Source organism: Nocardia sp. NPDC058640 (genome assembly GCF_042716995.1).
GTDB lineage: Bacteria > Actinomycetota > Actinomycetes > Mycobacteriales > Mycobacteriaceae > Nocardia.
In genome coordinates, this window is the sequence record NZ_JBHXRG010000025.1 from 31,209 (window position 1) to 56,460 (window position 25,252).

Genomic DNA, 25,252 nt, shown 5'->3' on the forward strand with positions numbered 1-25,252 from the left:
CCGATTGGTCGATTACGCCGGATCGACGGTATTCAGGACCTGGCAGGGTCCACGTTCAGTGGCCGCCAGTGATCTTGAATCCCTTGGGAACCAGCCAGACGGTGACGACGGTGACCACAGCTACCACCGCGGCGGAGAGGTAGGACGTGGTGGTGAGGGCGGTGTCGAAGGCGTGGGTGGCGGCTTGGGTCAGTTGGGTGTGGGCGGGGTCGGGGAGGTCGGCGGCTACTTCGGCGGCGCCGCCGATCGAGCCGCTTGCCTGGTCGAGGCGGTCGGCGGGGACGGGGAGGTCGGTCATGTGTTGGGTGAAGATTCTGGCGTGGAGGCTGCCGAGCAGGGCTACGCCGAAGCCGATGCCTACCTCGTAGTTGGTCTCCTCGACCGCGCCTGCTTGGCCTGCCCGGTCTGCGGGGACGGCGCCGACCAGGACCGCGGCGGCTGCGGTGACGGCCATGCCGTCGCCGAGGCCGAAGGACACCAGGACCAGCGCGACCACCGGATAGGTGGTCGGCTCCGGGCTCACCGCGAGCAGCAGGAAGCCCAGCGCGACCGCGCCGAGGCCGACCCCGAGTACCGCGCGGACACCGAACTTCTCCATCAGCATCGGCGTGAGCAGGGAGGCGGTGAGCAGCGTGAGGGCTGCGGGCAGCATTCGGATGCCGGCCTGCGATGGGCTGTAGCCGTGGACGTATTGCAGCCACAGCGAGATCAGGAACATGGCCGCGCCGATCGCCATCATCGCCAGCAGGGTCGCCAGCGCGGCCGCGGTGAACGCGCCGTTGCGGAAGAGGCGTACGTCCAGCAGCGGATCTGTGGCGGTGAGCTGGCGACGGGTGAACCAGGCAAGCGCGGCGATGCCCGCTACCAGGATCGCCCAGTCCACCACGGTTGCTTCACCTTTCGCCAGATGCTTGACACCCCAGGCCAGGCAGACGATGCCGACCACCGAGGCAGCGGCGGCGAACCAGTCGAGCCTGCCCGTGTGGGGCGCACGGTATTCCGGCAGCACCCACAGCCCGACCGCCACCGTCAGCACCACCACCGGCACATTGAGCCAGAACGCCGACGCCCACCCGAAATGCTCGACCAGGTACCCGCCGACGATCGGCCCGACCGTCGCGCCCACCCCCGCCACCGCGGCCCAGATCCCGATGGCCATGGTGCGTTCCCGCACGTCGGTGAAGATGGTGCGGATCAGCGACAGCGTCGACGGCATCACCATCGCCCCACCGATCCCGAGCAACACCCGCCCACCGATCAGTTGCGCCGCACTCCCCGCCGTAGCCGCGACCACCGAAGCCACACCGAACAGCACAAACCCGCTGATGAACAACAACTTTCGCCCGACCCGATCACCGAGCGCCCCCGTGGTGATCAGCAAACCACCGAGCACGAGCCCGTAGATGTCGATGATCCACAGCTGCTCCATCGGGCCGACCTGCAGATCCTCGATCAGCGACGGCAACGCCACATTGAGGATGGTGGCATCCATCGCCACCAGCAACAGGCTCGCGCACAGCACCCCGAGCATGACCCAGCGCACCGATCCGTACGCCCCCGCACTTGTGCCCACCACTCAGCTTCACCGCCGATTCCTGGTCATGACCGATCCGCAGCTCAACCTACCGAGTCATCAGCGCTTCACCGGGGAGCCTGACCGGGCAACGAGCGAACAATGGGCGCATCACTCAGCTGTTCGCCGGGGAGCCTGACCCGGCAACGAGCGAACAGTGGGCGCGTCACGCGAACGGCGCCCGCGATCGGAGATGGATCGCGGGCGCCGATGTCCAGTGGTGCGGATTACGACTTGTCGAAGCGGGTGTCGACGAACGACTCGAAATCGACCTTGCCCGGGATGGCCTTGGCCTTGGTGAAGGCGTCGGCGATTTCCTGTTCGGACGCGATGACCTGATCGGAAAGTTTGATCGGTTGCTTGATCGAGCGGGTCCAGGTGGTGCGGGAGGCATCGACGCTGATCTGGGTCAGCTCGGCGTACTTGGTGGACCAGGTGTCGAGGTTGTCCGCGGACCATTTGGTGGCGGCGGCGTAGCGCTGGAAGAAGTCGGCGAGAGCGGCGGATTTGCCCGCGTCGGCGACGGTTTTGTTGCCCGCTACCCAGAAGTTGTAGCCGTTGGCGGCTTGGTCGGCGGTGGCGATGGACTTGGCGCCCGATTCCTTTTCGGCGATGGCGGTGTAGGGGTCCCAGGTTGCCCAGGCGTCGACGTCGCCGCGGGTGAGCGCGGTGTAGCCGTCGCCGGGGGCGAGGTAGACCGGCTCGACATCGCTGAGCGACAGGCCTGCCTTCTGTAGTTGCAGCAGCAGGTTCGCGTTGGCCGAGCTGCCCTTGTAGACGGCAACCTTCTTGCCTTTGAGTGCGGCGACGGAACTGATGGTCGAGTCCTTGCCGACCAGGATGGCGTCACCCTTGCCGGTGGCCGAGAGCGCGCCGACGATCTTGATGTCCGCGTCGGCCGCCGCGCCGAAAATCACTGGGGTATTGCCTGTTTGAGCGATATCGATGCCACCCGCGCTGGCCGCTTCGACCAGCGGCAGACCGGCGGTGAAGGTGGAGAATTCGATCTTGTAGGGCAGATTCTCCAGTTGCCCCGACGCCTTCAACAGCACCTCGATCGAAATCGCCTTCTGGTCACCGACTTTCAGGGTCACGGTGCTGAGGTCGACCGGTCCCGTGGGCGCGGCCTCGGTCGAGGCGTCGTCACCGCAGGCGCTCAGGGAGAGCGCGGCGACGACGGCGAGTGCCAGACCGGTCAGACGGGACTTCGGAGTGCGTTTCACGGGAACAACTTTCATGCGTTGGATGGGGCGTATCGCGGCGGTCAGGGCGCAGACGGTTCAGCGCGTGACACCGAGCAGGGCGAGCAGGTGGGTCGCGTACTCCGCGACCTCCGGCGCCGCGGCGGTGCGTGGGCGTGGCAGTTCGATGGGCACATCGGCGGCGATCCGCCCCTCGTCGAGCACGAGAACGCGGTCGGCCAGCGTGATCGCTTCCAGCACATCGTGCGTCACGAGCAGCACGCCGAACTCGCGCTGGGCGTGCAGGCCGAGCAGCAGATCGTGCATGGCCAGCCGGGTCAGTGCGTCGAGCGCGCCGAAGGGTTCGTCGAGCAGCAGCAGGGTCGGCTCGGCCACCAATGCCCTTGCCAGTGCCGCACGTTGGGCCTCACCACCGGACAGGGTGAGCGGCCACGCGTCGGCGCGGCCCGCGAGGCCGACTTCGGCGAGCAGGTCGCGGGCGGCTTGCTCGTCGGCACGTCGATTGCGCGGCTTCGGCCTGCCGAGGGCCACGTTGCGCACCACCGGCTGCCACGGGATCAAGCGGGGTTCCTGGAAGACGATCGTGGGCGTGCCGTCGACGGAAACCTCACCGCGAGTGGCGGTATCGAGGTCGCCGAGGATCCGCAACAGCGTGGACTTGCCGGATCCGCTGCGCCCGACCAGCGCCACGATCTCGCCCGCGCCGATCTCGAGATCGATCCCGGCGAGCACGGGGCGCTCACCGAATCGCTTGCTGAGACCGGAGATTCGCGCGGCAGCGGCACGGGGCGACCGCGAGGAGATGGGGGTGACGGTGGTGGTGGCAGCGGTCATGGTGTGAACCTCGCGATGGAACGTCGGCGGGTAGCGGGCCTGCCCACTCGCGGGACGGGGTGGGTCCTCGAGTCGGCGGAAGATGCGGACATCAGCGGTTCACCGCCGGGCGCCAGCGCAGGGCTCGGCGTTCGAGTAGGCGGACGATCGAGTCGGTGAGCAGGCCGAGGAGGCTGTAGACCACCAGGCCGAAGACGACGATGTCGGTGCGCAGGAATTCGCGGGCGTTGTTCACGACGAAGCCCAGACCCGCGCTGGCGTTGATCTGTTCGGCCACGATGAGTGAGAGCCAGGCGATGCCGAGGCTCTGACGGGCGCCGACCAGGATCTGCGGCAGGGCACCGGGCAGGACCAGCAGGCGCAGGCGTTCGGCGAGGCCGAGGTGCAGGGCGCTGCCGAGTTCGAGCAGTTTCGGGTCGAGTTGGCGGATGCCCGAGAAAGTATTGAGGTACAGCGGGAAGAACACGCCGAGCGCGATCAGGTAGACCTTGGGTTCCTCGCCGATGCCGAACCAGATGATGAACAGCGGGATCAGCCCGAACAGCGGGATGGTGCGGATCATCTGCAGCGGCGGGTCGACCGCGTACTCACCGATCTTGCTCAGGCCGGCGAGCACCCCGAGCACCAGTGCGAGTACGGCGCCGAGCGCGAATCCGTACAGTGCCCGCTGGCCGGAAACCAGCAGAGCCTCGGTGAGCTGGCCGGATCGGTAGGTTTCCAGACCCGCTTCCAGCACCGCCGACGGCGCGGGCAGTTTCTTCGACGGAATCCAGCCGCTGGTGCTGCCGAGTTGCCACACCAGCAGCAGAACGAGCGGAGACAGCGCACGCAGAAAGCCCGGGCGGCGGTACAGCGGGGTCCGTCGCTCGTCGGTTTCGGTGGGCCTGTCCAACAGCATGTGTGCATGGTCCCGCCCGGCTGCCCACGCCGACAGGGTTCAAATCACCTCGAGGGTTACCCCGTGCCCCGACTCGAGATCTGTTGGACGCCCCAGGAGTTGCCGTCCGGGTCGTTGAAGAAGACGAAGCCGACGTTGTCGAGCGGGTCAGGGACCGGACGTGGGTTCTTGCCCAGCTCTTGGATATCGGTGACCTCGACACCACGCGCCACGAGTTCGGCATGCGCCTGCTTGATGTCCGGAACAACGAGTTGCAGGCCCTTCAGCGAGCCCGGCGGCATAGGCGGAACCGCGCCCTTACCGATAACGATCGAACACCCCGACCCCGGCGGCGTGAGCTGCACGATCCGCACCTCGTCAGAGATCACAGTGTCATGATCGACGACGAAGCCGAGTTTGTCGGCATAGAAATCCTTGGCCCGATCGATATCGGAAACCGGCACCACCACAACTTCGAGCGTCCAGTTCACAACGCGCCTCCGCGTACTAGTCCAGGTAACCCCCAAAGTCTGCCACCCAAAACCTTTTCGGTTCGGGTAATCACCCGGAAGTCCCCGCGCGAAGGGCCCACACCTTTTCGATCCGAGTAACCCCCGACAAGGCCCGACCCAAAGAGACAGCGCCTTTTCGGTTCGGGAAATCACCAGGCAGTCCCTACCAAAGGGGCCCGCCCCGATCTGGACTGACCGGAGGGTGCGACGAAGGAGCACCCGCAGGGAGGGAAGATAGGGGCCCACAGGGCCCCGCTCGAGCGCGCCAGCGCTCCAAAAACACAGCCCTCAACTACCCGGGTCGGGTCATCCTGGCACTAAACCCGGGCAAGCACTCCTGATACATCCACGCTCAGGACCTACGCTCCCACCGCCAAGCGAACTCACCGGCAGCAGGCGCAGGCCCCGGCAGCTCCCCCTCAACAGCAAGCCCATCAACCATCACCGCAAGAACCCGCCGCCGCAACTCACCAGTGCGCACCGGATCAGGCACAGAAACAGCCGAGCAAGCCTCGAGAATCAACCCCAGATCGAGCGCATTGACCCCCGCCCGCAACCGCCCACTGGCGTGCGCCCGACGAACCAACTCCTCGGTCACCTCACCGGAGTGCACCACGTCCGGCAGCATCGTTTCATCAGGAGTGAAGGTGCCCGCGAGATGCACGGTGAGCGAGTGCACATCGGCTTCGACCACCCGCTCCAAAAACCCGACGAACCCGCGCCACCCATCCGAATCCTCCAGCGCCACATCAGCTTCCGCGTTGTACCGCCGCAACCCTTCATGACACAGCGTGCGCAGCAACACCTCCTTGCTCGGATAACGCCGGTAGAGCGCGCTGATCCCCACCCCGGCCCGTTCGGCGACGGCCGCGATCGGCGCGTTCGGATCGTCGAGAAACACCGCCCGTGCCGCTTCGAGGATCAGCCCGTCGTTGCGCGCCGCCTGCGCTTTGCGGCCGGGTAGGCGGGGCTGAGCTGCGGTTTCGTCCTGCGTGGTCATGAATATCAGTCTACCACTTGAAACGGAATGATCCGTTCTGCTATGTTTGGAACAGAACGAAACATTCCGTTTCACCAACAGGAGTCGACATGACCGCCATCACCCCCTTCACCATCGACATCCCGCAGGCCCGTCTCGACGACCTCGCCGCCCGCCTGCGCAACGCCCTCTACCCCGACGAGCTGTCGGGCGTCGGCGATGCCTACGGCGTGCCGGTCGGTCGCGTGCAGGAGCTGGCGAAGTACTGGCTCGAGGAGTTCGATTGGCGCGCACTGGAATCCGAGCTCAACGCCTACCCCCAGTTCACCACCGAGATCGACGGCGAGGACATCCACTTCCTGCACATCCGCTCCTCACGTCCCGATGCGACGCCGGTGATCCTCACCCACGGCTGGCCCGGCTCCATCCTCGAATACCTCGACGTGATCGCCCCGCTCACCGAGCCCGAATCCGCCGATCAGCCGGCCTTTCACCTGGTCATCCCGTCGCTGCCAGGCTTCGGCTTCTCCGGCCCCACCCGCAGCACCGGCTGGAACCGCTACCGCACCGCCCGCGCCTGGGCCGAACTGATGGCGCGTCTGGGCTACCAGCGTTACGGCGCGATCGGCAACGACGGCGGTTCGATGGTGTCGCCGGAGATCGGTCGAATCGCGCCGGAGAACGTGATCGGCGTGCATGTCACCCAGCTGTTCTCGTTCCCGTCCGGCGACCCGACCGAGTTCGAAGGGCTGTCGGAGGCGGATATGGCTGCGCTGCAACACCTTCAATGGTTCCACGAGAACAAGATGGCGTTCAACACCCTGCACAGCCAGCAGCCGCAGACCCTGGCGTACGCGCTGGCGGACTCCCCGATCGGCCTGCTCGGCTGGAATTCGCAGCTGTTCGGCGAAGCGTTGGACGCGCAGTTCGTGATCGCGAATGTGGCGCTGTACTGGCTCACCGGCACTGCGGGTTCGTCGCTGCGGTTCTACTACGAGGACGCGCACGCCACCGAACAGCCGACCGAGCCGACGACGGTTCCGACCGGGCTGGCCATGTTCGCCGGCGATTTCCAGTCGATCCGCCGGTTCGCCGAGCGCGACCACAGCAACATCGTGAGCTGGAATTCCTACGACACCAGCAGCGACCAGGGCGGCGCGAACGACGCGGCCGGTCACTACTCCGCGCACGAGGCGCCGGAAGTGCTGGTCAACGACATTCGCGGGTTCTTCGCCGGGCTCGCCTGAATCGCCGACGCGGCCGAGGCCGCAGTACCCGCAGGACCAGATGCCGCGGCCCACGCTCCCCTCATCGGCGCGTGGGTCGCGGCCCATTCGAATCATGCACCAGCACAGTGTGATACGCGTGCCGAAGAGACCGATCAGTGATCGGAATGCAGCGCACCCCAGGCGGGGAAGGGATCGGGATAGCCGGTCCACGCGCTCGCGCCCGCCGCGAATTCCGCGTCGGTGAGCAGCGCGGCGTTCAGGTCGCGTCGAACACCAGCGGCGTCGAGTCGCACCCCGATGAACACCAGCTCCTGACCCGCCGGAACTTCGAGCTCCGACCACCACGCGCCGGGTTCGAAAGTGATATTCGGACCGGCCTGCGACCAGATCGCTGCCAGCTCAGGGCGACTCGCGATCCAGCAGAATCCCTTACTACGCAACATTCCCCGCATCCCCGCCAACACATCAGCCAAACGCTGTGGATGGAAGGGCTTTTCGGCGATGAAGGTGAGGCTGCTGATCCCGTATTCCTCGGTCTCGGGCGTGTGCCCGCCCGCCACTTCCTGCGCCCAGCCGTCGGATTCGGCCGCGACCTCGGGGTTGTAGCGGCCGGTGGCCAGCACGTCGGACAGGTCGACAACGCCCTTCTCGGTGCGCAGTACGTGTGCTCGCGGGTTGAGTTTGCGTACGGTCGCCTCGACGGTGGCGGCGGCGTTCGCGCTGACCAAGTCGGTTTTGTTGATCAACAGCACGTCGGCGAACTCGACTTGGTCGACCAGCAGGTCCGCGATACTGCGCGAATCACCCTCGCCTGCTTCGAGATTGCGCTCGGCCAGCGCTTCCCCGCGAACGAGTTCGGCCAGGAAGGTCGAGGCGTCGACCACGGTCACCATCGTGTCGAGGCGGGCGAGGTCGCCGAGGCGGAAGCCGTCGTCGAACTCCCAGTCGAAGGTGGCGGCGACCGGCATGGGTTCGGAGATGCCGGTGGACTCGATCACCAGCTGGTCGAAGCGGCCGTCGCGGGCCAGGCGGGCCACGGCCTCGATCAGGTCCTCGCGCAGGGTGCAGCAGATGCAGCCGTTGGTGAGTTCGACCAGCTTTTCCTCGGTGCGGTCGAGGTGCCCCTGGCCCGCGACCAGCGCGGCGTCGATATTGACCTCGCTCATGTCGTTGACGATCACCGCGACGCGGCGGCCTTCGCGGTTGGCGAGGATGTGGTTGAGCAGCGTGGTCTTGCCCGCGCCGAGGAAGCCGGACAGGACGGTGACGGGCAGAGGTGTCGGAGAGTTGGTCACGAGTTAATGATAATGGTTTTCATTTACTTCTGCGCGGGTGGGGTCTCGGAACCCGGCGCACGGTCGTAGGGTTGGGGCGTGAAGATGTTGCCGCTGACCCCCGATGGCCAGACCCCCGTTCGCGCGCTCACCATCGCGGGCACCGACTCCGGCGGCGGTGCGGGCATCCAGGCCGATTCGCGAACCATGGCGTTGTGCGGGGTGCACGCGTGCGTGGCGGTTGCGGCGGTGACGGTGCAGAACACGGTGGGGGTCAGTGGTTTTCACGAGATTCCGGCGCACGTTGTTGCCGATCAGGTGCGCGTGGTGGTGCGCGATATCGGCATCGGTGCGGCCAAGACCGGGATGCTGGCGTCGACCGCGATCATCGAAGCTGTTGCGGGAGTGTGCCGTGAGCTCGGAATCGGGCGCGACGGGACCATTCCGCTGGTGGTCGACCCGGTGGCCGCTTCCATGCATGGCGATCCACTGCTGCACGCGGAAGCTCTTGAAGCAGTGCGCAATACGTTGATTCCGCTGGCTACCGTCGTCACACCGAACCTCGACGAGGTGCGACTGATCACCGGCATCGAAGTGGTCGACGACATGACCGCGCGCAAGGCCGCCGAAGCCTTGCACGCGCTGGGTGCGCAGTGGGCGATCGTGAAGGGCGGGCATTTGCGCGCGTCGGAATTCAGCACCGATCTGCTCTATGACGGCGATACTTTCCGCGAGTTCACTGCGCCGCGTATCGCCACCGGCAACGATCACGGTGGCGGCGATACTCTGGCGGCGGCGCTTGCCAGCGCGCTCGCCCACGGGTACTCGGTGCCCGACGCGGTGGAGTTCGCGAAGGAGTGGACCTACCGATGCCTGGCCGCCTCATACGACCTCGGCGCAGGTCACGGGCCCGTTTCGCCGCTGTGGCGACTCCACAGCGGGTCAACTACGCACTGAATGCGTCACGCAGCGGTTCAGCGGGGTCGATCGCGACTCCGTTGAACCGGGCGTGCGCCTGCGCCAACGCCAAGATACTTTCCGCCAGATAGTCAATGAACCGCTCGACCGGCATCACCGACACCTCGCGCTGATTCGCGCCCAACCACCAGTCCGTCGCCGAGGCCACCGCACCGAAAATCGAATAGTTCACCAATTCGATTCCGGTCACATCGATGGACTCCGTCGGCACCAGTCCCGCGAAGAATTCCGCTGCGCGCCTTGCGGATTGGCGTGCTGCTTCCAACGCGCGTTCGGTTTCCTTGGCCTGCTGACTGAAATGGCTGTGCAGCATGAACCGGAAGACATTGGGGTGTTCCGACACCACCGCCACGTATTCCACGGCGGCGGTGTGCACGAGTTCGGCGATCGAATCGTCGGTGAGGTTCACGCTGGTGAGCACGCGCTCCCAGAGCATGTCGCGCACCCGGTCCACGATCGCGTTGTAGAGGTCGGTCTTGTCCTCGAAATGGCGGTACAGCTTCGGCTTGGCCGCGCCGGCTTCCTTGGCGATATCGCCCATGCTCACGTCGGGGCCGACCAGGTCCAGTGCCCGGAACGCGGCGTCGACGAATTCGATGCGCACCTGCACGCGATGTTCGCGCCACCGCTCGGTCCTTGCGTCGACGCGACGACGCGGCGCCTCGTCCGTCTTGGGGTAACCGCGCGTCACGCAAGTAATAGTAGGCGGACCGCACTGCTGGTTACGCATCCCGTCGAGACCGGGAACACATTTGCTGAAACAGCAAGCTTTCTGGCGGTGATCCGGGGTCGGGATGCACTATCGATCAGGCCGTTCACCTTGACCGATCAGGAGTATCGATGACTGAGACCGTGGCAAACGCCGAAGAGTTCTGGGAAGACTTCTACCGCGAGCGCGAGCAGATCTGGACCGGTAACCCGAACCCGCTGCTGGTGCGCGAGGTCTCCGAGCTCGAGCCGGGCACGGCCTTGGACCTGGGCTGCGGCGAGGGTGCCGACGCGATCTGGTTGGCGAAGCGCGGGTGGCAGGTCACCGCGGTCGACATCTCCGAGACCGCGATGCGGCGCGGTGCACAGCGGGCGACCGACGTGACGATCACCTGGGAACGCCATGACCTGCAGGTCAGCTTCCCCGACGGCACGTTCGACCTGGTGTCCGCGCAGTTCCTGCACTCGCCGGTGGAACGCCCCGACGAGCGGGCGGGCATTCTGCGCAGTGCGGCCGCGGCCGTCGCGCCGGGTGGGGTGCTGGTGATCGGCGCGCACGCGGCCGCGCCGAGCTGGGCTTCCAGTCAGATGCACGCGCACGTGTTCCCGACCATCGAGCAGGTGCTCGAGCAGCTAGAGCTCGGCCCCGAGTGGCGGGTCGAGACCGCCGAGCTCGTGCACACGCCCTCGACCAGCCCGGACGGGGTGGTCGGCGAGCGCGCGGACAGCGTGCTGCGGTTGCGTCGGGGCTAGATCCCCAGCAACCTCCCAGGTCGGTCCCAGCTCGGTGGCAGCGCCGCCGTCGAGTGTGGATCGCATGACTCAGACCGAGGCCGAGCCACCGGCCGGACAGAGCAGCCGCGCGCCGGTGCTCGACGTGGTGATACCCGTGTACAACGAAGAGGTCGATCTGGGCCTGTGCGTGCGCAGGTTGCACGCCTACCTGCGCGCCGGATTTCCGTTCACCGCCCGCATCACCATTGCCGACAATGCCAGCACCGACGCCACCCTCGCGGTCGCCGAGGCGCTGGCCGCCGAACTCGATGGTGTCGAGGTGCTGCACCTGGACGCCAAGGGGCGCGGGCGGGCACTGCGCACCGCATGGGAAAGCTCGGATGCGGCGGTGGTCGCGTACATGGATGTCGATTTGTCGACCGATCTGGACGCGTTGCTGCCGCTGATCGCGCCGCTGGTGTCGGGGCATTCCGATCTCGCGATCGGCACCCGGCTCGACGCGTCGGCGCGTGTGGTGCGCGGACCCAAGCGCGAGTTCATCTCCCGCTGCTACAACCTGCTGCTGAAAACCACACTGCACACGGGCTTTTCGGACGCGCAGTGCGGGTTCAAAGCCGTGCGAACCGAAGTCGCGCGCGAGCTGCTCCCGCTGGTGCGTGACGGTGAGTGGTTCTTCGATACCGAGCTGCTGGTGCTGGCCGAGCGGGCTGGTCTGCGGATTCACGAGGTGCCCGTCGACTGGATCGACGATCCCGACAGCCGGGTGGACATCGTCGATACCGCGCGCAAGGATCTGCGCGGGATCTGGCGGTTGACCGGGGCATTGACCACCGGAGCCCTCCCGCTGGAGGAGTTGCGGGCCGCTGTCGGGCGGGAACCGTTGGTCGCCGGGGTGCCGCTGGGGATGGTGGGGCAGCTGGTGCGGTTCGCGATCGTCGGCGTGCTGTCGACGCTGGCCTACATCGTGCTGTATCTGGTGCTGCAACCGATGTTCGGCGGTCAGGGCGCCAATCTGGTGGCGCTGCTGGTGACGGCGGTGGGCAATACCGCCGCCAACCGGGCCTTCACTTTCGGGGTGCGAGGACGCGGGGACGCGATCTCGCATCAGTTCCAGGGGTTGCTGATCTTCGGGTTCGGACTGGCGGTCACCAGCGGCTCGCTGTTCGCGCTGCACCGCTGGGCTCCTGACGCGCCTGTCGCGGTGGAGCTGACCGTGCTGATCGCCGCGAACCTCGTCGCCACACTGGCTCGGTTCGTCGGCTTGCGCTGGGTGTTTCGGCACGCGGGACGGCGAGTCGGGCACAACGAGCCGGGGCGGCAGGCCGTTCGCAGCACGTTGGCCGAGGGTGACTCCGGCAGCACCACAACGGTTTTCGAGGCATCTGGCCGCACCACTGTTGACTGCGACAGCACTTCCGCAGGTCAGTCGCACCGACCTCACACGCGCCGCTCGGATCTGGCAGCGCGTTCGACCGTTCAGGAGGTGCGCCGATGACCACCACCATCGCCCCATCTTCACCGATCGAGCTCGAGCCCACAGCACCGTCCCGGAAGCGTTGGGAGCGGCCCGCATTGGCTGTTCTGCTCCTGGGCACATTGGTCGCCTACCTCATCAACCTGAGCGCGAATGGCTGGGCCAATGACTTCTATGCCGCTGCGGTGCAGGCAGGTTCGCAATCGTGGACCGCGTTCTTCTTCGGCTCGTCCGATGCCGCGAACTCGATCACCGTGGACAAACCGCCCGCTTCGCTGTGGGTGATGGAACTTTCGGTGCGGTTGTTCGGACTCAGCAGTTGGAGCATGTTGGTGCCGCAGGTGCTGCTCGGCGTGGGCAGTGTCGCGGTGCTGTGGGCGACGGTGCGTAGGTCGTTCGGACCTGCCGCGGCGTTGAACGCCGGGACCGTGCTCGCGGTGACTCCTGTTGCGGTGCTGATGTTTCGGTTCAACAACCCCGAAGCGCTGCTGGTATTTCTGATGACAGCGGCCGCGTGGGCGATGACGCGCGCTGTCGCGGATGGGCGGTGGCGGTGGCTGCTGCTGACCGGTGCGCTGATCGGCTTCGGGTTCCTCGCCAAGCAGTTGCAGGTGCTGTTGGTGGTGCCGCCATTGGCGTTGACGTATCTGATCGCCGGGCCGCCGAAGCTGGGTAAGCGGGTCGCGCAGTTGTTCGCGGCCGGTGCGGCGATGGTGGTCGCGGCCGGCTGGTGGTTGCTGGCGGTGGAGCTGTGGCCTGCGGGGTCGCGGCCGTGGATCGGTGGGTCGCAACACAATTCGATCATCGAGCTCACCCTCGGATACAACGGGCTCGGGCGGTTGAACGGCAACGAGACCGGCAGCGTCGGGCCCGGCGGTGAACTGCCTGCTGGCGGGAACGGGATGTGGGGCAGCACCGGCATCACCCGGATGTTCGATGCCGCGCAGGGCGGTCAGATCGCGTGGTTGATTCCGGCGGCATTGGTCGCGCCCGTGGTCGGGCTCGTGTTGTGCGGGCGGGCCCGCCGCACCGATCGTCGACGAGCTGCGCTGATCCTGTGGGGCGGTTGGCTTTTCGTCACCGGGCTGGTGTTCAGCTTCATGGCGGGGATTTTTCATCAGTACTACACGGTGGCGCTGGCGCCTGCGGTTGCGGCGCTGGTCGGGATCGGGGCCGTGCAGGCCTGGGGTGCTCGTGCTCGGTTGTGGGTGCGCGGCGCGGGCGCTGTGACCATCGGGCTCACCACGGCGACCGCGTGGATGTTGTTGTCGCGCAGTGCTTCCTTCCAGCCGTGGTTGCGCTGGAGCATCCTGGTGGTCGGTGTCATCGCCGCCGTTGCCTTCCTGTTCCCGCTGGCGCGTAAGCAGTCGGTGATCGTCGCGCTGGCGGCGGCGTTCATCGGACTCGCCGGGCCGATCGCCTACTCCGTCGACACTCTCGCGTCCGCGCACTCCGGGGCGATTCCGATCGCGGGGCCGAATGTTGGTGGGATGCACGGGATGCGACCTGGCGGAGACGATGGACCGATGGGGATGATGCCCGGCGATGGCACTCGTCCTGACGGCAACAGCCCCGGTGGAGCTGTACCCGGCGGCACTCCTCCGAATGGAAACCCCGGCACTGCGGACGACGTCCGCGCCGCGCGGAACGGCGCATCAACCGGTGGCGCGACAGACGGCACTGCGCAGGGTGGGATCGCGATCGGTGGTGACCAGCGGATGGGTGGTGCCGGTGGCCTACTCGGCGGGTCGAAGCCGAGCGAGCAGATCGTCACCCTGCTCGAGGCGAACGGCGACGCCTACACCTGGGTCGCGGCGACAGTCGGTTCCAACAGCGCCGCCGGCTACCAACTCGCCACCGAACTCCCGGTCATGCCGATCGGCGGTTTCAACGGCAGCGACCCGTCCCCCACCCTCGAACAGTTCCAGCAATACGTCGCCGACGGCAAGGTCCACTACTTCATCGCAGGTGGGCGAGGCGGACCCGGTGGAAACAGCGAGTCGACCAGCTCGGCGATCACCGCCTGGGTGACGGCGAACTACACCGAGACGGTCGTCGACGGGGTAACCCTCTACGACCTCACCCAACCGAAGCCGTAGGCCATCAGGAAATCCCGGACGTACGCACAGGCCGGGCCCGGCCGATCATTCCGATCAGCCGGGCTCAGTCTGCGCTTTCCCTCTGAGGTCGGCCGACTCGGAGCCGCTTCATGCCCAGCGTCAGCGTGCGGCGGGGACCGTCGCGGCGATCCACTCGGCGAAGGACGGACCGGCCAGGGTGGCGTGCGGGGACGGCAGCAGGGTTCCGTTTTCGAATTGCTCGCGGTCGGGGTTGGCGTCGTCGGAGGTTTCGATGATCTGCAGGGCATCGCCGCGAGCCGCGACCAGGGTGGCAGCCGCGGATGCCATCGTCTCCGGCTGCGGCCCCGCGACCTCAGGGAACGGAATATCCTCTCCGGCAATCGGATTCGTGGCCAGATCGACCAGCGCCTCGGCAACCGTCCGAGCCGCGACCAACTGGGTGCGCATCCCCTGGACGTAAGCAACATCGCCCTGGGTACCCCACCCGACCATCACCTCGACAAGCTCATGGAACTGCGCCGCCCGCAGAATCTGTACCGGCAGCACACCTTTGAGCAATTCCTGCTCATGCGCGAGCTTGGCCGCGTTGTACCCGGCGAGCGAACCGTCGATCCCGATAATCGACACCACCACCAGCCGCTCGACCCCGGCCCGCTCCCCCGCCGCATGCAGATTCCGCGCGGAAGCGGTGAAGAACTCGGTCGCAACCTGCTGATCGGCCGAAGGGGTACTCGACGCGTCGATAACAATGTCGACGCCGGTCAGCGCCTCATCCAGCCCCGCACCGCTCTCGATGTCGACACCGTTCGCCCGGGAGAACGCGACGACCTCGTGCCCACGCTCAACCAGCACATCCACCACATGCCGCCCCAACCGCCCGGTCGCCCCAGCCACCGCAATCTTCTTCTGCTCCAACATGATCCACTCCTTCATCGCTTCTTTGGCGTTCAAAGAGATGACGAAGCAGCCAACCGAAGTGTGACATCCCCTGGTCAGGAGGTTTCGAGAGTTCCCCGCGGCGCGACCCAACGATGGTTGAGGTCAACCACCGATGCGACCGTTTCGAAATCGGCGTCGTAGTGGAACAGGACAAGACGGTGTTCTACCGCGAGAACCGACGCGAGCAGGTCGTGGATGCCGACCGCTCGGTGGCGCCCCGACCGTGCGAGTTCGCGCTGAATAGTGAAAGCACTGGCCCAGTGCTCGTCATTCGTGGGCAAATGTTCGTAGGCCGCCCGGCGACGGAAGCGGATCTGCTCGTATTCGGCAGGACTACGGGCGCTGTAGAGCGCCTCGGAATCGAGCGGTGCGCAGGTGGCGATCAATCCGGCCTCGATCAGCGGTCCGAGCGTGGCCGCCACGTCCGGATGGCGCATTCGAGCCGCCGCGCTGGTGTCGATGAGATAGCGCGCCGTTATCGCCATACGTCGTCGCGCCGATCCTTGTCGGCCATTTCGGCCATGCCGCCGTTGACCAACCATTCGACCTCACTGGCGCGCGCATGCGCTACCACGGCCGAGTTCAACGCGGCTCGAACGGTATCGGAGACGCCCGCAGTCCCGAGCGCGTCCTGCGCGGACTCGAGTAGCTCGTCGTCGATCTCGATCAGTCGCTTGGTCATCGCACAATCCCTCGATATATATTCCCCCATGACCGAACTATATACCCCGGAAAGGGCAGGTCACAAGGGTTCAGTGGGACAGATTCAGGGCGGCGTGGAGGGTGGCGGCCCACTGGTCGACGATGAGTTTGCGGCGGGCGGAGTCGTCGGTGAGGACGTCGGCGAGGCCTAGGCCGCGGGCCAGGTCGAGGGTGGCTTGGACAAGGTGGTGGGTCACGGGGTCGGAGTCGTCCACGCCGAGGGCTTCTACGGCGCGGCGGTGGGAGGTGCGGCCGAAGCGGGCTTCCAGGGGGAGGATGCGTTCGCGAAGGGCCGGGTCGGCGGCGGCGTGGGTCCAGACCTGTAGGGCCGCTTTGAAGAAGGGGGTGGTGTAAGACTCGACCAGGGCGGAAACTACTGCGCGCGTTCGGCCTTCGCCTTGGGCTACCGCGTTCACGGATTCGGCTTCGGCTTTGGCCTGGTCCATCCGGAACTCGAACATGTACTCGAGTGCGGCGGTGATCAGCTCTTCGCGGGTGGGGAAATGGTGTTGGGCCGCGCCGCGCGACACCCCGGCCCGTTCGGCGACCACAGACACGGTGGCCGCTGCCCAGCCCGTTTCGGCCAGGCAGTCGATGGTCGCCTCCAGCAGCCGCTGCCGGGTGGCCCGGCTGCGGTCCTGCTTGGGTTCGTGGGGTGTGGCCATCGGACTATTGTGCCCAGCTGGGCGGGCGCTTCTGGAAGAAGGCGGTCATGCCCTCGATCACTTCGGGGGTGCCGAAGAACCCGGCCGACCGCTTCGCCAGCGTCTCGGCCTCGGCGTCGAACTCCGCGAGCAGGGCCGCGTTGACCAACTTCTTCGACTCCGCCAGACCCTGCGGCGAACCCTTGCGCAGCTCTCCACACAGGCGTTTCACCTCTGCGGCGGCATCGGCGGCGGCGACGGTGATCAGCCCGATCTCCTGCGCGATCGTCGCGTCGAACTTCTCGCCGGTGAGGTAGTAGCGGCTCGCCGCGCGCGGGGACAGCCGCGGCAGCAGGGTGAGCGAGATCATGAACGGCGCCATGCCGATGCGGACCTCGGTGAGCGCGAAACTGCTGCTCGGTCCGGCGACGACCAGGTCGCAGGCCGCGATGATGCCCATGCCGCCGGCGCGCACGTTGCCGTCGATCCGGGCGAGTACCGGCTTGGGCGAGCCGACGATGCCGCGCAGGACGTCGATCATGACGCGGGTGCGCTCGTCGGCGGCGGTGGCCGGATCGGCCGTGGTCGCCTCTTTGAGATCCGCACCGGCACAGAAGGTGTCGCCGGTATGGGCGAGCACGATGCCGCGCACGGCCGGATCATCGTTGGCTGCGGTCAGACCTGCGACGAGTTCGCGAACGAGCTTGGACGACAGCGCGTTCCGGTTGTGCGGGGAATCGAAGGTCAGCGTGGCGAACCCGTCGACAACCTCATAGCGCACGAACGGCGCCTCGGTCGGCTCGGTCATCGAAGCTCCTAGTCTCGGTGCGGCCCGCCCGATCAGACGGGCCGCAAACACCTTGTCTCAGTATGACTTCGGCAGACCCAGCGAGTGCTGGGCGACGAAGTTGAGGATCATTTCCCGGCTGACCGGAGCGACGCGCATGATGCGCGCGGCGCCCAGCATCCCCGCGAGCCCGACCTCGGCGGTCAGACCTGAACCACCGTGCGTCTGAATCGCCTGGTCCAACGCCTTGATCGATGCCTCGGCACCCGCGTACTTGGCCATGTTCGCGGCCTCGGCGGCACCGAATTCGTCGCCCGCGTCGTAGAGCACCGCGGCCTTCTGCATCATCAACCGAGCCAGTTCCAGTTCGATCTTCACCTGGGCAAGGGGATGCGAAATGCCCTGGTGCGCACCGATCGGCGTCTTCCACACCTCGCGTTCCTTGGCGTATTCGACCGCGCGGTCCAGTGCGTAGCGGCCGATCCCGATGCCCATCGCCGAGCCCATGATGCGCTCGGGGTTCAGGCCCGCGAACAGCTGCGCGATCGCCGCGTCCTCGGCGCCGACCAGCGCGTCGGCGGGCAGTCGGACATCGTCGAGGAACAGCGTGAACTGGTGGTCCGGCTCGATGAAGTCCATGTCCTGGACCGTCTTGTTGAAACCGGGGGCGTCGGTGGGGACGATGAACAGCGCGGGCTTGAGCTTGCCGGTCTTGTGGTCCTCGGTGCGCGACACGATCAGCACCGCGTCGGCCTGGTCCACGCCGGAGATGAAGATCTTGCGGCCGTTGAGGATCCAGTCGCTGCCGTCGCGGCGGGCGGTGGTGGTGATCTTGTGCGAGTTGGAGCCCGCGTCGGGTTCGGTGATGCCGAACGCCATGATCTTGGTGCCGTCGGCGATGCCCGGCAGCCACTGCTGCTTCTGCTCATCGGTGCCGTACTTGGCGATGATGGTGCCGCAGATGGCCGGGGACACGACCATCAGCAGCAGGCCCGCGCCCTGGGTGGCGAGCTCCTCGAGCACCAGCGAGAGCTCGTAGATGCCCGCACCGCCGCCGCCGTATTCCTCGGGCAGGTTCACGCCGATGAAGCCGAGCTTGCCCGCCTCGGCCCACAGCTCGCTGAGCGGCTCGTTCGCCTTGGCCTTGGGCCGCACGTAGTCGCGGTAGTTGTACTTGGCCGCCAGCGACGAGACCGCCGCGCGCAGCGCCTTCTGCTCTTCGGTTTCGATGAAGCTCACGATGTCTGCTCCTGCTCTTCGTCCTCGACCACGGCGAGGATGGCTCCGACCTCGACCTGCTGGCCGACTGTCACGTTCAACGCACTGAGAATGCCGGTGGCGGGGGCGGCGATGGTGTGTTCCATCTTCATCGCCTCGAGCCACAGGATGGGCTGGCCCTGCTTCACGTGATCGCCTTCGGCGGCACCGAGGCGGATCACGCTGCCGGGCATCGGCGCGAGCAGCGAACCGGCCGCGATCTGCTCGGACGGGTCGGTGAAGCGCGGCAGGCGGCGTACGGATACCGGGCCGAGCGGGGAGTCGATCGCGACGAGGTCGCCGTAGCGGGCGATCTCGAATTGCCTACGGACAGTGCCACGTTCGCCGGGCACGCCGAGCACGACGCGATCGGGCGTGACCGAGATCAGCTCGAGGCCGTCGTGGCCTTCGACCGCGATTCCGGTGCGGGTGAAGCGGTACCGCACCTCGTGGGTGCCGGTGGTGCGGCTGTCGTAGGACTTGGTCTGCGGCTGTGAGGGTAGGTTGCGCCAACCGCTGGGGGTCAGACCTGCCAGTCGCGAGGTGGTGCGGTTGGCTGCCGAATCCGCCAGTGCCGCAGCGATAATCGACAGCGCCTCGTCGGCTTCCGAGACCAGCGGCGCGCTCAGCACAGCCAGATCGTGCGTGGCGAAAAAGGCCGTGTCGGTGTCACCGGCCAGGAACGCCGGGTGGCGCAGCACCCGCACGAGCAGGTCGCGGTTGGTGACCAGGCCGTGGATCTTGGCGCGCTGCAACGCGGTGGCGAGCAGATGCGCTGCCTCCGCGCGGGTTTCGGCGTAGGAGATCACCTTGGCCAGCATCGGGTCGTAGTGCACGCCGACCAGCGAGCCGTCGACAACGCCGGTGTCCAGACGGACGCCCGGCTGTTCCAGGACCGTGAATTCACCTGCGGTGAAGGGGATCTCGATCTTGTGCACCGGACCGCTCTGCGGCTGCCAATCGTGCGAGGGGTCCTCGGCATAGAGGCGGACCTCGATCGAATGACCGCGCTGCGCGGGCTGGGTCGCGGGCAGCGGCAGACCCGAGGCCACCTGCAACTGCAGGCGGACCAGGTCGAGGCCGGTGGTCTGCTCGGTGACCGGATGTTCCACCTGCAGCCGGGTATTCATCTCCAGGAAGAAGAAGTCGCCCTTCTCGTCGGCCAGGAACTCGACGGTGCCCGCACCCTCGTAACCGATCGCCTCGGCAGCCAGACGCGCCGCCTCGAACAGCCGGTCGCGCATGCCGTCGATCTTCTCGACCAGCGGCGACGGAGCTTCCTCGACGACCTTCTGATGGCGACGCTGGATCGAGCACTCACGCTCGCCGACGGCCCAGGTCTTGCCGAAAGTGTCCGACATGACCTGAACTTCGATGTGGCGGCCGGTCTCGAGGTAGCGCTCGCAGAACACCGTCGGATCACCGAAGGCCGACTCGGCCTCGCGCTGGGCACCGGCGATCTGGTCCTGCAAGTCGGCCAGATCGCGCACGACGCGCATACCGCGACCGCCGCCACCGGCGGAGGCCTTGATCAGCACGGGCAGGTGCGCGTCGGTGACCTCGGCCGGGTCGAGCTCAGCGAGGACGGGCACACCGGCGGCGTCCATCATCTTCTTGGACTCGACCTTGGAGCCCATCTGCTCGATGGCTGCGACCGGCGGACCGATCCACACCAGTCCGGAGTCGAGCACTGCGCGCGCGAATTCGGCATTCTCGGAGAGGAATCCGTAGCCGGGGTGGATCGCATCAGCACCGGCCGACAGTGCGGCTTCGATGATCAGCTCGCCGCGCAGGTAGGTCTCGGCGGGCGTGTTGCCGGGCAGCCGGATGGCAGCGTCGGCCTCGGACACGTGCGGCGAGGCGGCATCCGCGTCGGAGTAGACTGCGGTGGTACCGATGCCCATCCGACGGCAAGTGGCGAACACGCGGCGCGCGATCTCACCGCGGTTGGCAACAAGAACATTCGTAATCGTCATGTCGCGACTCACATTCGGAAGACGCCGAAGCCCTCGGCGCCCTTGATCGGGGCTGTGTGAATGGCGGAAAGAGCCATTCCCAGCACGGTGCGGGTGTCGCGGGGGTCGATGATGCCGTCGTCGAAAAGCCTGCCCGACAGGAACATCGGCATGGCCTCGGCTTCGATCTGCGCCTCGACCATCGCGGCGAGACCGGCGGCGCCTTCCTCGTCGAAGGGCAGGCCCTTGGACTCGGCGGCGCCACGCTGCACGATGGTGATGACACCGGCCAGCTGCGCGCCACCCATGACGGCGGACTTGGCACTGGGCCAGGCGAACAGGAAGCGTGGGTTGAACGCGCGCCCGCACATGCCGTAGTGCCCGGCGCCGTAGGAGGCGCCGACCAGCAGCGAGATGTGCGGCACCTTCGAGTTGGCGACGGCGTTGATCATCATCGCGCCGTGCTTGATGATGCCGCCGTGTTCGTATTCCTTGCCGACCATGTAGCCAGTGGTGTTGTGCAGGAACAACAGTGGGGTGTTCTTCTTGTTGGCCAGCTGGATGAACTGGGTGGCCTTCTGCGATTCCTCGGAGAACAGCACGCCGCGCGCGTTGGCGAGGATGCCGATCGGGTAGCCGTTGATCTCGGCCCAGCCGGTGACCAGGCTCGAGCCGTAGAGGGGCTTGAACTCGTCGAAGTCGGAGCCGTCGACGACACGGGCGATGACCTCGCGCGGGTCGAACGGGATCTTGAGGTCCGAGGGGACGATGCCGAGCAGTTCCTCGGGATCGTAGAGCGGCGAGATGACCTCGGCGCGCGGCTCGGGGCCCTGCTTCTTCCAGTTCAGGCGGCGAACGATGTTGCGGCCCAGGCGGATCGCGTCCTGCTCGTCGGCGGCGAGGTAGTCGGCCAGACCCGAAGTGCGGGCGTGCATTTCGGCGCCGCCGAGGGTCTCGTCGTCGGAGTCCTCACCGGTGGCCATCTTCACCAGCGGCGGGCCGGCGAGGAACACCTTCGCGCCACCGTTGACCATCACGACGTAGTCGGACATGCCGGGGATGTAGGCGCCACCGGCGGTCGAATTGCCGAAAACCAAAGAGATGGTGGGGATTCCGGCGGCGGAGGCCTGGGTGAGGTCGCGGAACATCGCGCCACCCGGGATGAAGACTTCCTTCTGCGTCGGCAGATCCGCACCGGCGGACTCGACCAGCGAGATCACCGGAAGCCGGTTCTCCCTGATGATCTCGTTGATCCGGAACTGCTTGCGCAGCGTCCACGGGTTCGAGGCGCCACCGCGCACCGTCGGGTCGGGCGCGACGATCATGCACTCGACACCCTCGACGAGGCCGATGCCCGCGATTGTCGACGCGCCGACCTGGAAGTCACTGCCCCACGCGGCAAGTGGGCACAGTTCGAGGAACGGCGAGTCCTCGTCGAGCAGCAGTTCGATGCGCTCACGCGCGGTCAGCTTGCCGCGCTTGTGGTGACGCGTCACCTTGTCGGGGCCACCGCCGCCGATGGCCTTGGCGAACTCGGTTTCGACCTCGGCGAGCTTGGTCGACATCGCCTCGGCGGCCGCGGTGTACTCCGGCGAGGCCGGGTCGAGAACGGAACGGAAGGTGGTCATGCCTGATACCCCAATACTTTCGACGCCAGCATGGTCAGGATCTCGTTGGTGCCGCCGCCGATGCCGATGATGCGCACGTCACGGTAGATGCGCTCGACCTCGGCCTCGCGCATGTAGCCCATCCCGCCGTGCAGCTGCACGGCCTGGTTGGCCACCCATTCGGCGGTCTCTACGGCGTTGTTCTTGGCGAAGCAGACCTGGGCGATGAGGTTCTCGTCGCCCGCCACGTAGCGTTCGACCAGCGCGCGGGTGTAGGTGCGCGAAATATCAACGCGCTGAGCCATATCCGTCAGCGTCATCTGCACCTTCTGGCGGCTGATCAGCGGGCGACCGAAGGTCTCGCGATCGCGGCACCACTGCACGGTGAGATCCAGGGCGCGCTGGGCGAGCGAATACGCCTGCACCGCAAGGCCTACGCGCTCGCTGACGAACGCGGCGGCGATCTGCGCGAAGCCGCTGTTCTCGGCGCCGACCAGGTTCGACGCGGGCACTCGCACGTCCACGTACGACAGCTCGGCGGTGTCCGAGCACAGCCAGCCCATCTTCTCCAGCTTGCGGCTGACGGTGAAGCCAGGAGTGTCCTTCGGCACCAGGATCAGCGAAACACCCGCTGCGCCAGGGCCTCCCGTGCGCACCGCGGTGACCACGAAGTCGGCGCGGCAACCCGAGGTGATGAAGGTCTTGGCGCCGTTGATGATGAAGTCCTCACCGTCGCGCACGGCGGTGGTGGTGAGGTGGCCGACATCGGAACCGCCGCCGGGCTCGGTGATGGCCAGCGAGCCGATCAGGTCACCGGCCAGCGTGGGCTTGGCCCACTGGTCGATCTGGGCCTGGTTGCCCGAGGCGATCATGTGCGGCAGGGCGATTCCACAGGTGAGCAGCGAAGCCCACAGACCACCGGAACCACCGGCGACGTGGATCTCCTCGCCCGCGATCACCGAATCGATCGCATTGCCGCCCTCGCCACCGGCCGACTCCGGGTACTCGAGACCGAGCAGGCCGATCTTGCCTGCCTTCTTGTGCAGCTCGCGCGGCAGCTCGCCGGCGCGCTCCCAGGCGTCGAGATCGGGCAGGATCTCCCGCTCGACGAACCCACGCACGGTGGCGCGCAGTTCTTTTCGTTCCGGCGTTTCCCAAACAGACGTCATGCGAGCAGCTCCGTCGGCATATCGATGTGGCGGGAGCGCAGCCATTCGCCGAGCCCCTTGGCCTGCGGGTCGAAACGTGCCTGGTAGGCGACGCCCTTGCCGAGCAGGCCGGTGATGATGAAGTTGACCGCGCGCAGGTTGGGCAGCACGTGGCGGGTGACGGTCAGTTCGGCCGTCTCGGGGAGGAGTTCCTTCAGCTTTTCGACCGTGAGGGTGTGCACCAGCCACCGCCATTGCTGGTCGGTGCGCACCCAGACGCCGATATTGGCGTCCCCGCCCTTGTCTCCGCTGCGCGCGAGGGCGATCGTGCCGAGCGGGACTCGGCGGGTCTCGGAGGGAGGTAGGTCGTCAGGCAGCTCAGGCTCGGAAACCGGTTCGAGCACAGCGGTTTCCGTGGCGGGTGCGATATCGACACGGGTGCCGTCGGCCAGGACGGCGACGTGCGGAACCTCGTGGATGTCGACGAAGCCGGGCGTGAAGACACCGTAGGGCGAACCGTTTCCTGGCATCGCGGTGAAGCTGGCTCCGGGGTAGCTGGCCAGCGCCAATTCCACAGCCACACTGGAGAATCCGCGACCGACCTTGTTCGGATCGGCATCGCGCACCACGCAGCGCAGGATGGCGCTGGCCTGCTCCTCGGTGTCCGCGTCGGGGCGATCCAGACGGGCCAGCGTCCAGGTCATCTCGGCGGGCTTCTCGGGCAGCCAGGCTTCCAGCTGTCGTTGCGCCAGTGCGGCTTTCGCCTCGACGTCCAGTCCGGTGAGGATGAACGCCATCTCGTTGCGGAAACCACCGAGGGTGTTCAGCGAGACCTTGAGCTGCGGCGGGGGCGCCTCACCGGTGACGCCGCTGATCAGGACGCGGTCTTTGCCCTCCTGGGTCACCGTGATGGTGTCCAGGCGGGTGGTGACGTCGGGTCCGGCGTAGCGCGCGCCCTGGATTTCATACATGAGCTGGGCTTCGACGGTGTCGACGGTGACCGCGCCGCCGGTGCCGTCGTGCTTGGTGATGACGCAGGAGCCGTCGCGGCGGATCTCCGCGATCGGGAAGCCTGGGCGGCCGATGTCACCGAGTTCGGTGAAGAAGGCGAAGTTGCCGCCGGTGGCCTGGGTGCTGCACTCGATCACGTGACCCGCGACGACCGCGCCCGCCAGTGCGTCGTAATCGGTTCGCGCCCAACCGAAGTGGGCAGCTGCGGGGCCGACGATCACGGAGGCGTCGGTGACCCTGCCGGTGACGACGATGTCGGCGCCGGAATTCAGGCACTCGACGATCCCCCACGCGCCCAGATAGGCGTTCGCGGTGAGCGGCTGCCCGAGATCGAGCTCCGCGGCCCGCGCGACCAGATCATCGCCTTCGACATGCGCGATCTTGACGTCGAGTCCGAGTTCGGCGGCGACCTTACGCAACTGCTCGGCCAGCCCGGCCGGATTCAGCCCGCCGGCATTGGTGACGATCTGGACGTTCTTCTCGAGGGCCAGCCCGAGACAGTCCTTGATCTGCTTCACGAACGTCTTCGCGTAGCCCAGGCTGGGGTCCTTCATCCGGTCGCGGCCCAGGATCAGCATGGTGAGTTCGGCGAGGTAATCGCCGGTCAGCACGTCGAGCTCGCCGCCTTCCAGCATCTCGCGCATCGCGCTGAGCCGGTCACCGTAGAACCCCGAACAATTCCCGATCCGGATCAGGTCCGGGTCTGCGGAGAGAGCACTCATGGCACCCAGGATCGCAGCGCTTCA

The 25,252-nt window shown here is 66.8% G+C and carries 22 protein-coding genes and 1 pseudogene; 5 read left to right on the plus strand and 18 right to left on the minus strand.

What is annotated here, in order from left to right; all coding sequences use genetic code 11:
• Positions 1–55: 55 nt before the first annotated feature.
• The 6 genes from ACFWU5_RS22525 to ACFWU5_RS22550 form a co-directional block, all read right to left on the minus strand.
• A complete protein-coding gene (locus ACFWU5_RS22525) occupies positions 56–1,576 on the minus strand; it encodes an MFS transporter (protein ID WP_379268647.1) in 1,521 nt (506 codons plus the stop codon).
• A 224-nt stretch (positions 1,577–1,800) separates the two neighbouring features.
• Positions 1,801–2,811, minus strand: coding sequence for an ABC transporter substrate-binding protein (locus tag ACFWU5_RS22530; protein ID WP_379268649.1), 1,011 nt, complete (start codon positions 2,809–2,811; stop codon positions 1,801–1,803).
• A 42-nt stretch (positions 2,812–2,853) separates the two neighbouring features.
• The gene (locus tag ACFWU5_RS22535; RefSeq protein ID WP_379268650.1) at positions 2,854–3,609 is read right to left on the minus strand and encodes an ABC transporter ATP-binding protein; all 756 of its coding nucleotides are present in this window, start codon (positions 3,607–3,609) and stop codon (positions 2,854–2,856) included.
• A 91-nt stretch (positions 3,610–3,700) separates the two neighbouring features.
• A complete protein-coding gene (locus ACFWU5_RS22540; RefSeq protein ID WP_379268652.1) occupies positions 3,701–4,507 on the minus strand; it encodes an ABC transporter permease in 807 nt (268 codons plus the stop codon).
• Positions 4,508–4,563: 56 nt separating this feature from the next.
• Positions 4,564–4,977: a VOC family protein gene (locus ACFWU5_RS22545; RefSeq protein ID WP_379268654.1), complete on the minus strand. Its 414-nt coding sequence runs from the start codon at positions 4,975–4,977 to the stop codon at positions 4,564–4,566.
• A 373-nt stretch (positions 4,978–5,350) separates the two neighbouring features.
• The gene (locus tag ACFWU5_RS22550) at positions 5,351–5,998 is read right to left on the minus strand and encodes a TetR/AcrR family transcriptional regulator (RefSeq protein WP_379268656.1); all 648 of its coding nucleotides are present in this window, start codon (positions 5,996–5,998) and stop codon (positions 5,351–5,353) included.
• An 89-nt stretch (positions 5,999–6,087) separates the two neighbouring features.
• On the opposite strand from ACFWU5_RS22550, the gene ACFWU5_RS22555 reads away from it, so the two are divergent.
• A complete protein-coding gene (locus ACFWU5_RS22555; protein ID WP_379268658.1) occupies positions 6,088–7,224 on the plus strand; it encodes an epoxide hydrolase family protein in 1,137 nt (378 codons plus the stop codon).
• Between the two features lie 134 nt (positions 7,225–7,358).
• On the opposite strand, the gene ACFWU5_RS22560 is transcribed toward ACFWU5_RS22555, so the two are convergent.
• Positions 7,359–8,501, minus strand: coding sequence for a GTP-binding protein (locus tag ACFWU5_RS22560; protein WP_379268659.1), 1,143 nt, complete (start codon positions 8,499–8,501; stop codon positions 7,359–7,361).
• Between the two features lie 78 nt (positions 8,502–8,579).
• On the opposite strand from ACFWU5_RS22560, the gene thiD reads away from it, so the two are divergent.
• Positions 8,580–9,437, plus strand: a complete 858-nt coding sequence (gene thiD / locus ACFWU5_RS22565) for a bifunctional hydroxymethylpyrimidine kinase/phosphomethylpyrimidine kinase (protein WP_379268661.1) — start codon at positions 8,580–8,582, stop codon at positions 9,435–9,437.
• On the opposite strand, the gene ACFWU5_RS22570 is transcribed toward thiD, so the two are convergent.
• Positions 9,427–10,149: a TetR/AcrR family transcriptional regulator gene (locus tag ACFWU5_RS22570; protein WP_379243746.1), complete on the minus strand. Its 723-nt coding sequence runs from the start codon at positions 10,147–10,149 to the stop codon at positions 9,427–9,429. The genes thiD and ACFWU5_RS22570 overlap by 11 nt on opposite strands.
• Before the next feature lie 149 nt (positions 10,150–10,298).
• Here ACFWU5_RS22570 and ACFWU5_RS22575 point away from each other — a divergent pair, with 149 nt between their 5' ends.
• The 3 genes and pseudogenes from ACFWU5_RS22575 (at position 10,299) to ACFWU5_RS22585 (ending at position 14,474) form a co-directional block, all read left to right on the plus strand.
• Positions 10,299–10,919 carry a class I SAM-dependent methyltransferase gene (locus ACFWU5_RS22575; protein WP_379268663.1) on the plus strand — a complete coding sequence of 207 codons (621 nt, stop codon included), beginning with the start codon at positions 10,299–10,301 and terminating at the stop codon, positions 10,917–10,919.
• Between the two features lie 64 nt (positions 10,920–10,983).
• Positions 10,984–12,195, plus strand: a pseudogene (locus tag ACFWU5_RS22580) (glycosyltransferase); the annotation flags it as partial.
• Between the two features lie 197 nt (positions 12,196–12,392).
• The gene (locus ACFWU5_RS22585) at positions 12,393–14,474 is read left to right on the plus strand and encodes a glycosyltransferase family 39 protein (protein WP_379268665.1); all 2,082 of its coding nucleotides are present in this window, start codon (positions 12,393–12,395) and stop codon (positions 14,472–14,474) included.
• Positions 14,475–14,594: 120 nt separating this feature from the next.
• On the opposite strand, the gene ACFWU5_RS22590 is transcribed toward ACFWU5_RS22585, so the two are convergent.
• The 10 genes from ACFWU5_RS22590 to ACFWU5_RS22635 form a co-directional block, all read right to left on the minus strand.
• Entirely contained in the window at positions 14,595–15,374 is a 780-nt protein-coding gene (locus ACFWU5_RS22590; RefSeq protein WP_379268666.1) for an SDR family oxidoreductase, read from the minus strand.
• 74 nt (positions 15,375–15,448) lie between these two features.
• A complete protein-coding gene (locus tag ACFWU5_RS22595) occupies positions 15,449–15,880 on the minus strand; it encodes a PIN domain-containing protein (protein WP_379268668.1) in 432 nt (143 codons plus the stop codon).
• A complete protein-coding gene (locus ACFWU5_RS22600) occupies positions 15,871–16,077 on the minus strand; it encodes a hypothetical protein (protein WP_056814932.1) in 207 nt (68 codons plus the stop codon). The genes ACFWU5_RS22595 and ACFWU5_RS22600 overlap by 10 nt, the downstream gene beginning before the upstream one ends.
• Before the next feature lie 70 nt (positions 16,078–16,147).
• Positions 16,148–16,762: a TetR/AcrR family transcriptional regulator gene (locus tag ACFWU5_RS22605; RefSeq protein ID WP_379268670.1), complete on the minus strand. Its 615-nt coding sequence runs from the start codon at positions 16,760–16,762 to the stop codon at positions 16,148–16,150.
• A 4-nt stretch (positions 16,763–16,766) separates the two neighbouring features.
• Positions 16,767–17,549: an enoyl-CoA hydratase family protein gene (locus ACFWU5_RS22610; protein ID WP_379268672.1), complete on the minus strand. Its 783-nt coding sequence runs from the start codon at positions 17,547–17,549 to the stop codon at positions 16,767–16,769.
• Between the two features lie 57 nt (positions 17,550–17,606).
• The gene (locus ACFWU5_RS22615; protein WP_379243762.1) at positions 17,607–18,767 is read right to left on the minus strand and encodes an acyl-CoA dehydrogenase family protein; all 1,161 of its coding nucleotides are present in this window, start codon (positions 18,765–18,767) and stop codon (positions 17,607–17,609) included.
• Entirely contained in the window at positions 18,764–20,761 is a 1,998-nt protein-coding gene (locus tag ACFWU5_RS22620) for an acetyl/propionyl/methylcrotonyl-CoA carboxylase subunit alpha (protein ID WP_379268674.1), read from the minus strand. Before ACFWU5_RS22620 ends, ACFWU5_RS22615 begins: the two co-directional genes overlap by 4 nt.
• 8 nt (positions 20,762–20,769) lie before the next feature.
• Entirely contained in the window at positions 20,770–22,368 is a 1,599-nt protein-coding gene (locus tag ACFWU5_RS22625; protein WP_379268675.1) for an acyl-CoA carboxylase subunit beta, read from the minus strand.
• On the minus strand, positions 22,365–23,516 hold the full coding sequence (locus ACFWU5_RS22630; RefSeq protein ID WP_379268677.1) for an acyl-CoA dehydrogenase family protein: 1,152 nt from the start codon (positions 23,514–23,516) through the stop codon (positions 22,365–22,367). Before ACFWU5_RS22630 ends, ACFWU5_RS22625 begins: the two co-directional genes overlap by 4 nt.
• Positions 23,513–25,228, minus strand: a complete 1,716-nt coding sequence (locus ACFWU5_RS22635; protein ID WP_379268678.1) for an acyclic terpene utilization AtuA family protein — start codon at positions 25,226–25,228, stop codon at positions 23,513–23,515. The genes ACFWU5_RS22630 and ACFWU5_RS22635 overlap by 4 nt, the downstream gene beginning before the upstream one ends.
• Between the last annotated feature and the right edge of the window lie 24 nt (positions 25,229–25,252).

Bases quoted from the DNA above. Each gene is read 5' to 3' on its own strand.
- ACFWU5_RS22530 (WP_379268649.1), bottom strand. From the start codon at position 2,811: ATGAAAGTTGTTCCCGTGAAACGCACTCCGAAGTCCCGTCTGACCGGT.
- ACFWU5_RS22535 (WP_379268650.1), bottom strand. From the start codon at position 3,609: ATGACCGCTGCCACCACCACCGTCACCCCCATCTCCTCGCGGTCGCCC.
- ACFWU5_RS22540 (WP_379268652.1), bottom strand. From the start codon at position 4,507: ATGCTGTTGGACAGGCCCACCGAAACCGACGAGCGACGGACCCCGCTG.
- ACFWU5_RS22550 (WP_379268656.1), bottom strand. From the start codon at position 5,998: ATGACCACGCAGGACGAAACCGCAGCTCAGCCCCGCCTACCCGGCCGC.
- ACFWU5_RS22555 (WP_379268658.1), top strand. From the start codon at position 6,088: ATGACCGCCATCACCCCCTTCACCATCGACATCCCGCAGGCCCGTCTC.
- ACFWU5_RS22575 (WP_379268663.1), top strand. From the start codon at position 10,299: ATGACTGAGACCGTGGCAAACGCCGAAGAGTTCTGGGAAGACTTCTAC.
- ACFWU5_RS22585 (WP_379268665.1), top strand. From the start codon at position 12,393: ATGACCACCACCATCGCCCCATCTTCACCGATCGAGCTCGAGCCCACA.
- ACFWU5_RS22590 (WP_379268666.1), bottom strand. From the start codon at position 15,374: ATGTTGGAGCAGAAGAAGATTGCGGTGGCTGGGGCGACCGGGCGGTTG.
- ACFWU5_RS22595 (WP_379268668.1), bottom strand. From the start codon at position 15,880: ATGGCGATAACGGCGCGCTATCTCATCGACACCAGCGCGGCGGCTCGA.
- ACFWU5_RS22600 (WP_056814932.1), bottom strand. From the start codon at position 16,077: ATGACCAAGCGACTGATCGAGATCGACGACGAGCTACTCGAGTCCGCG.
- ACFWU5_RS22605 (WP_379268670.1), bottom strand. From the start codon at position 16,762: ATGGCCACACCCCACGAACCCAAGCAGGACCGCAGCCGGGCCACCCGG.
- ACFWU5_RS22610 (WP_379268672.1), bottom strand. From the start codon at position 17,549: ATGACCGAGCCGACCGAGGCGCCGTTCGTGCGCTATGAGGTTGTCGAC.
- ACFWU5_RS22620 (WP_379268674.1), bottom strand. From the start codon at position 20,761: ATGACGATTACGAATGTTCTTGTTGCCAACCGCGGTGAGATCGCGCGC.
- ACFWU5_RS22625 (WP_379268675.1), bottom strand. From the start codon at position 22,368: ATGACCACCTTCCGTTCCGTTCTCGACCCGGCCTCGCCGGAGTACACC.
- ACFWU5_RS22630 (WP_379268677.1), bottom strand. From the start codon at position 23,516: ATGACGTCTGTTTGGGAAACGCCGGAACGAAAAGAACTGCGCGCCACC.
- ACFWU5_RS22635 (WP_379268678.1), bottom strand. From the start codon at position 25,228: ATGAGTGCTCTCTCCGCAGACCCGGACCTGATCCGGATCGGGAATTGT.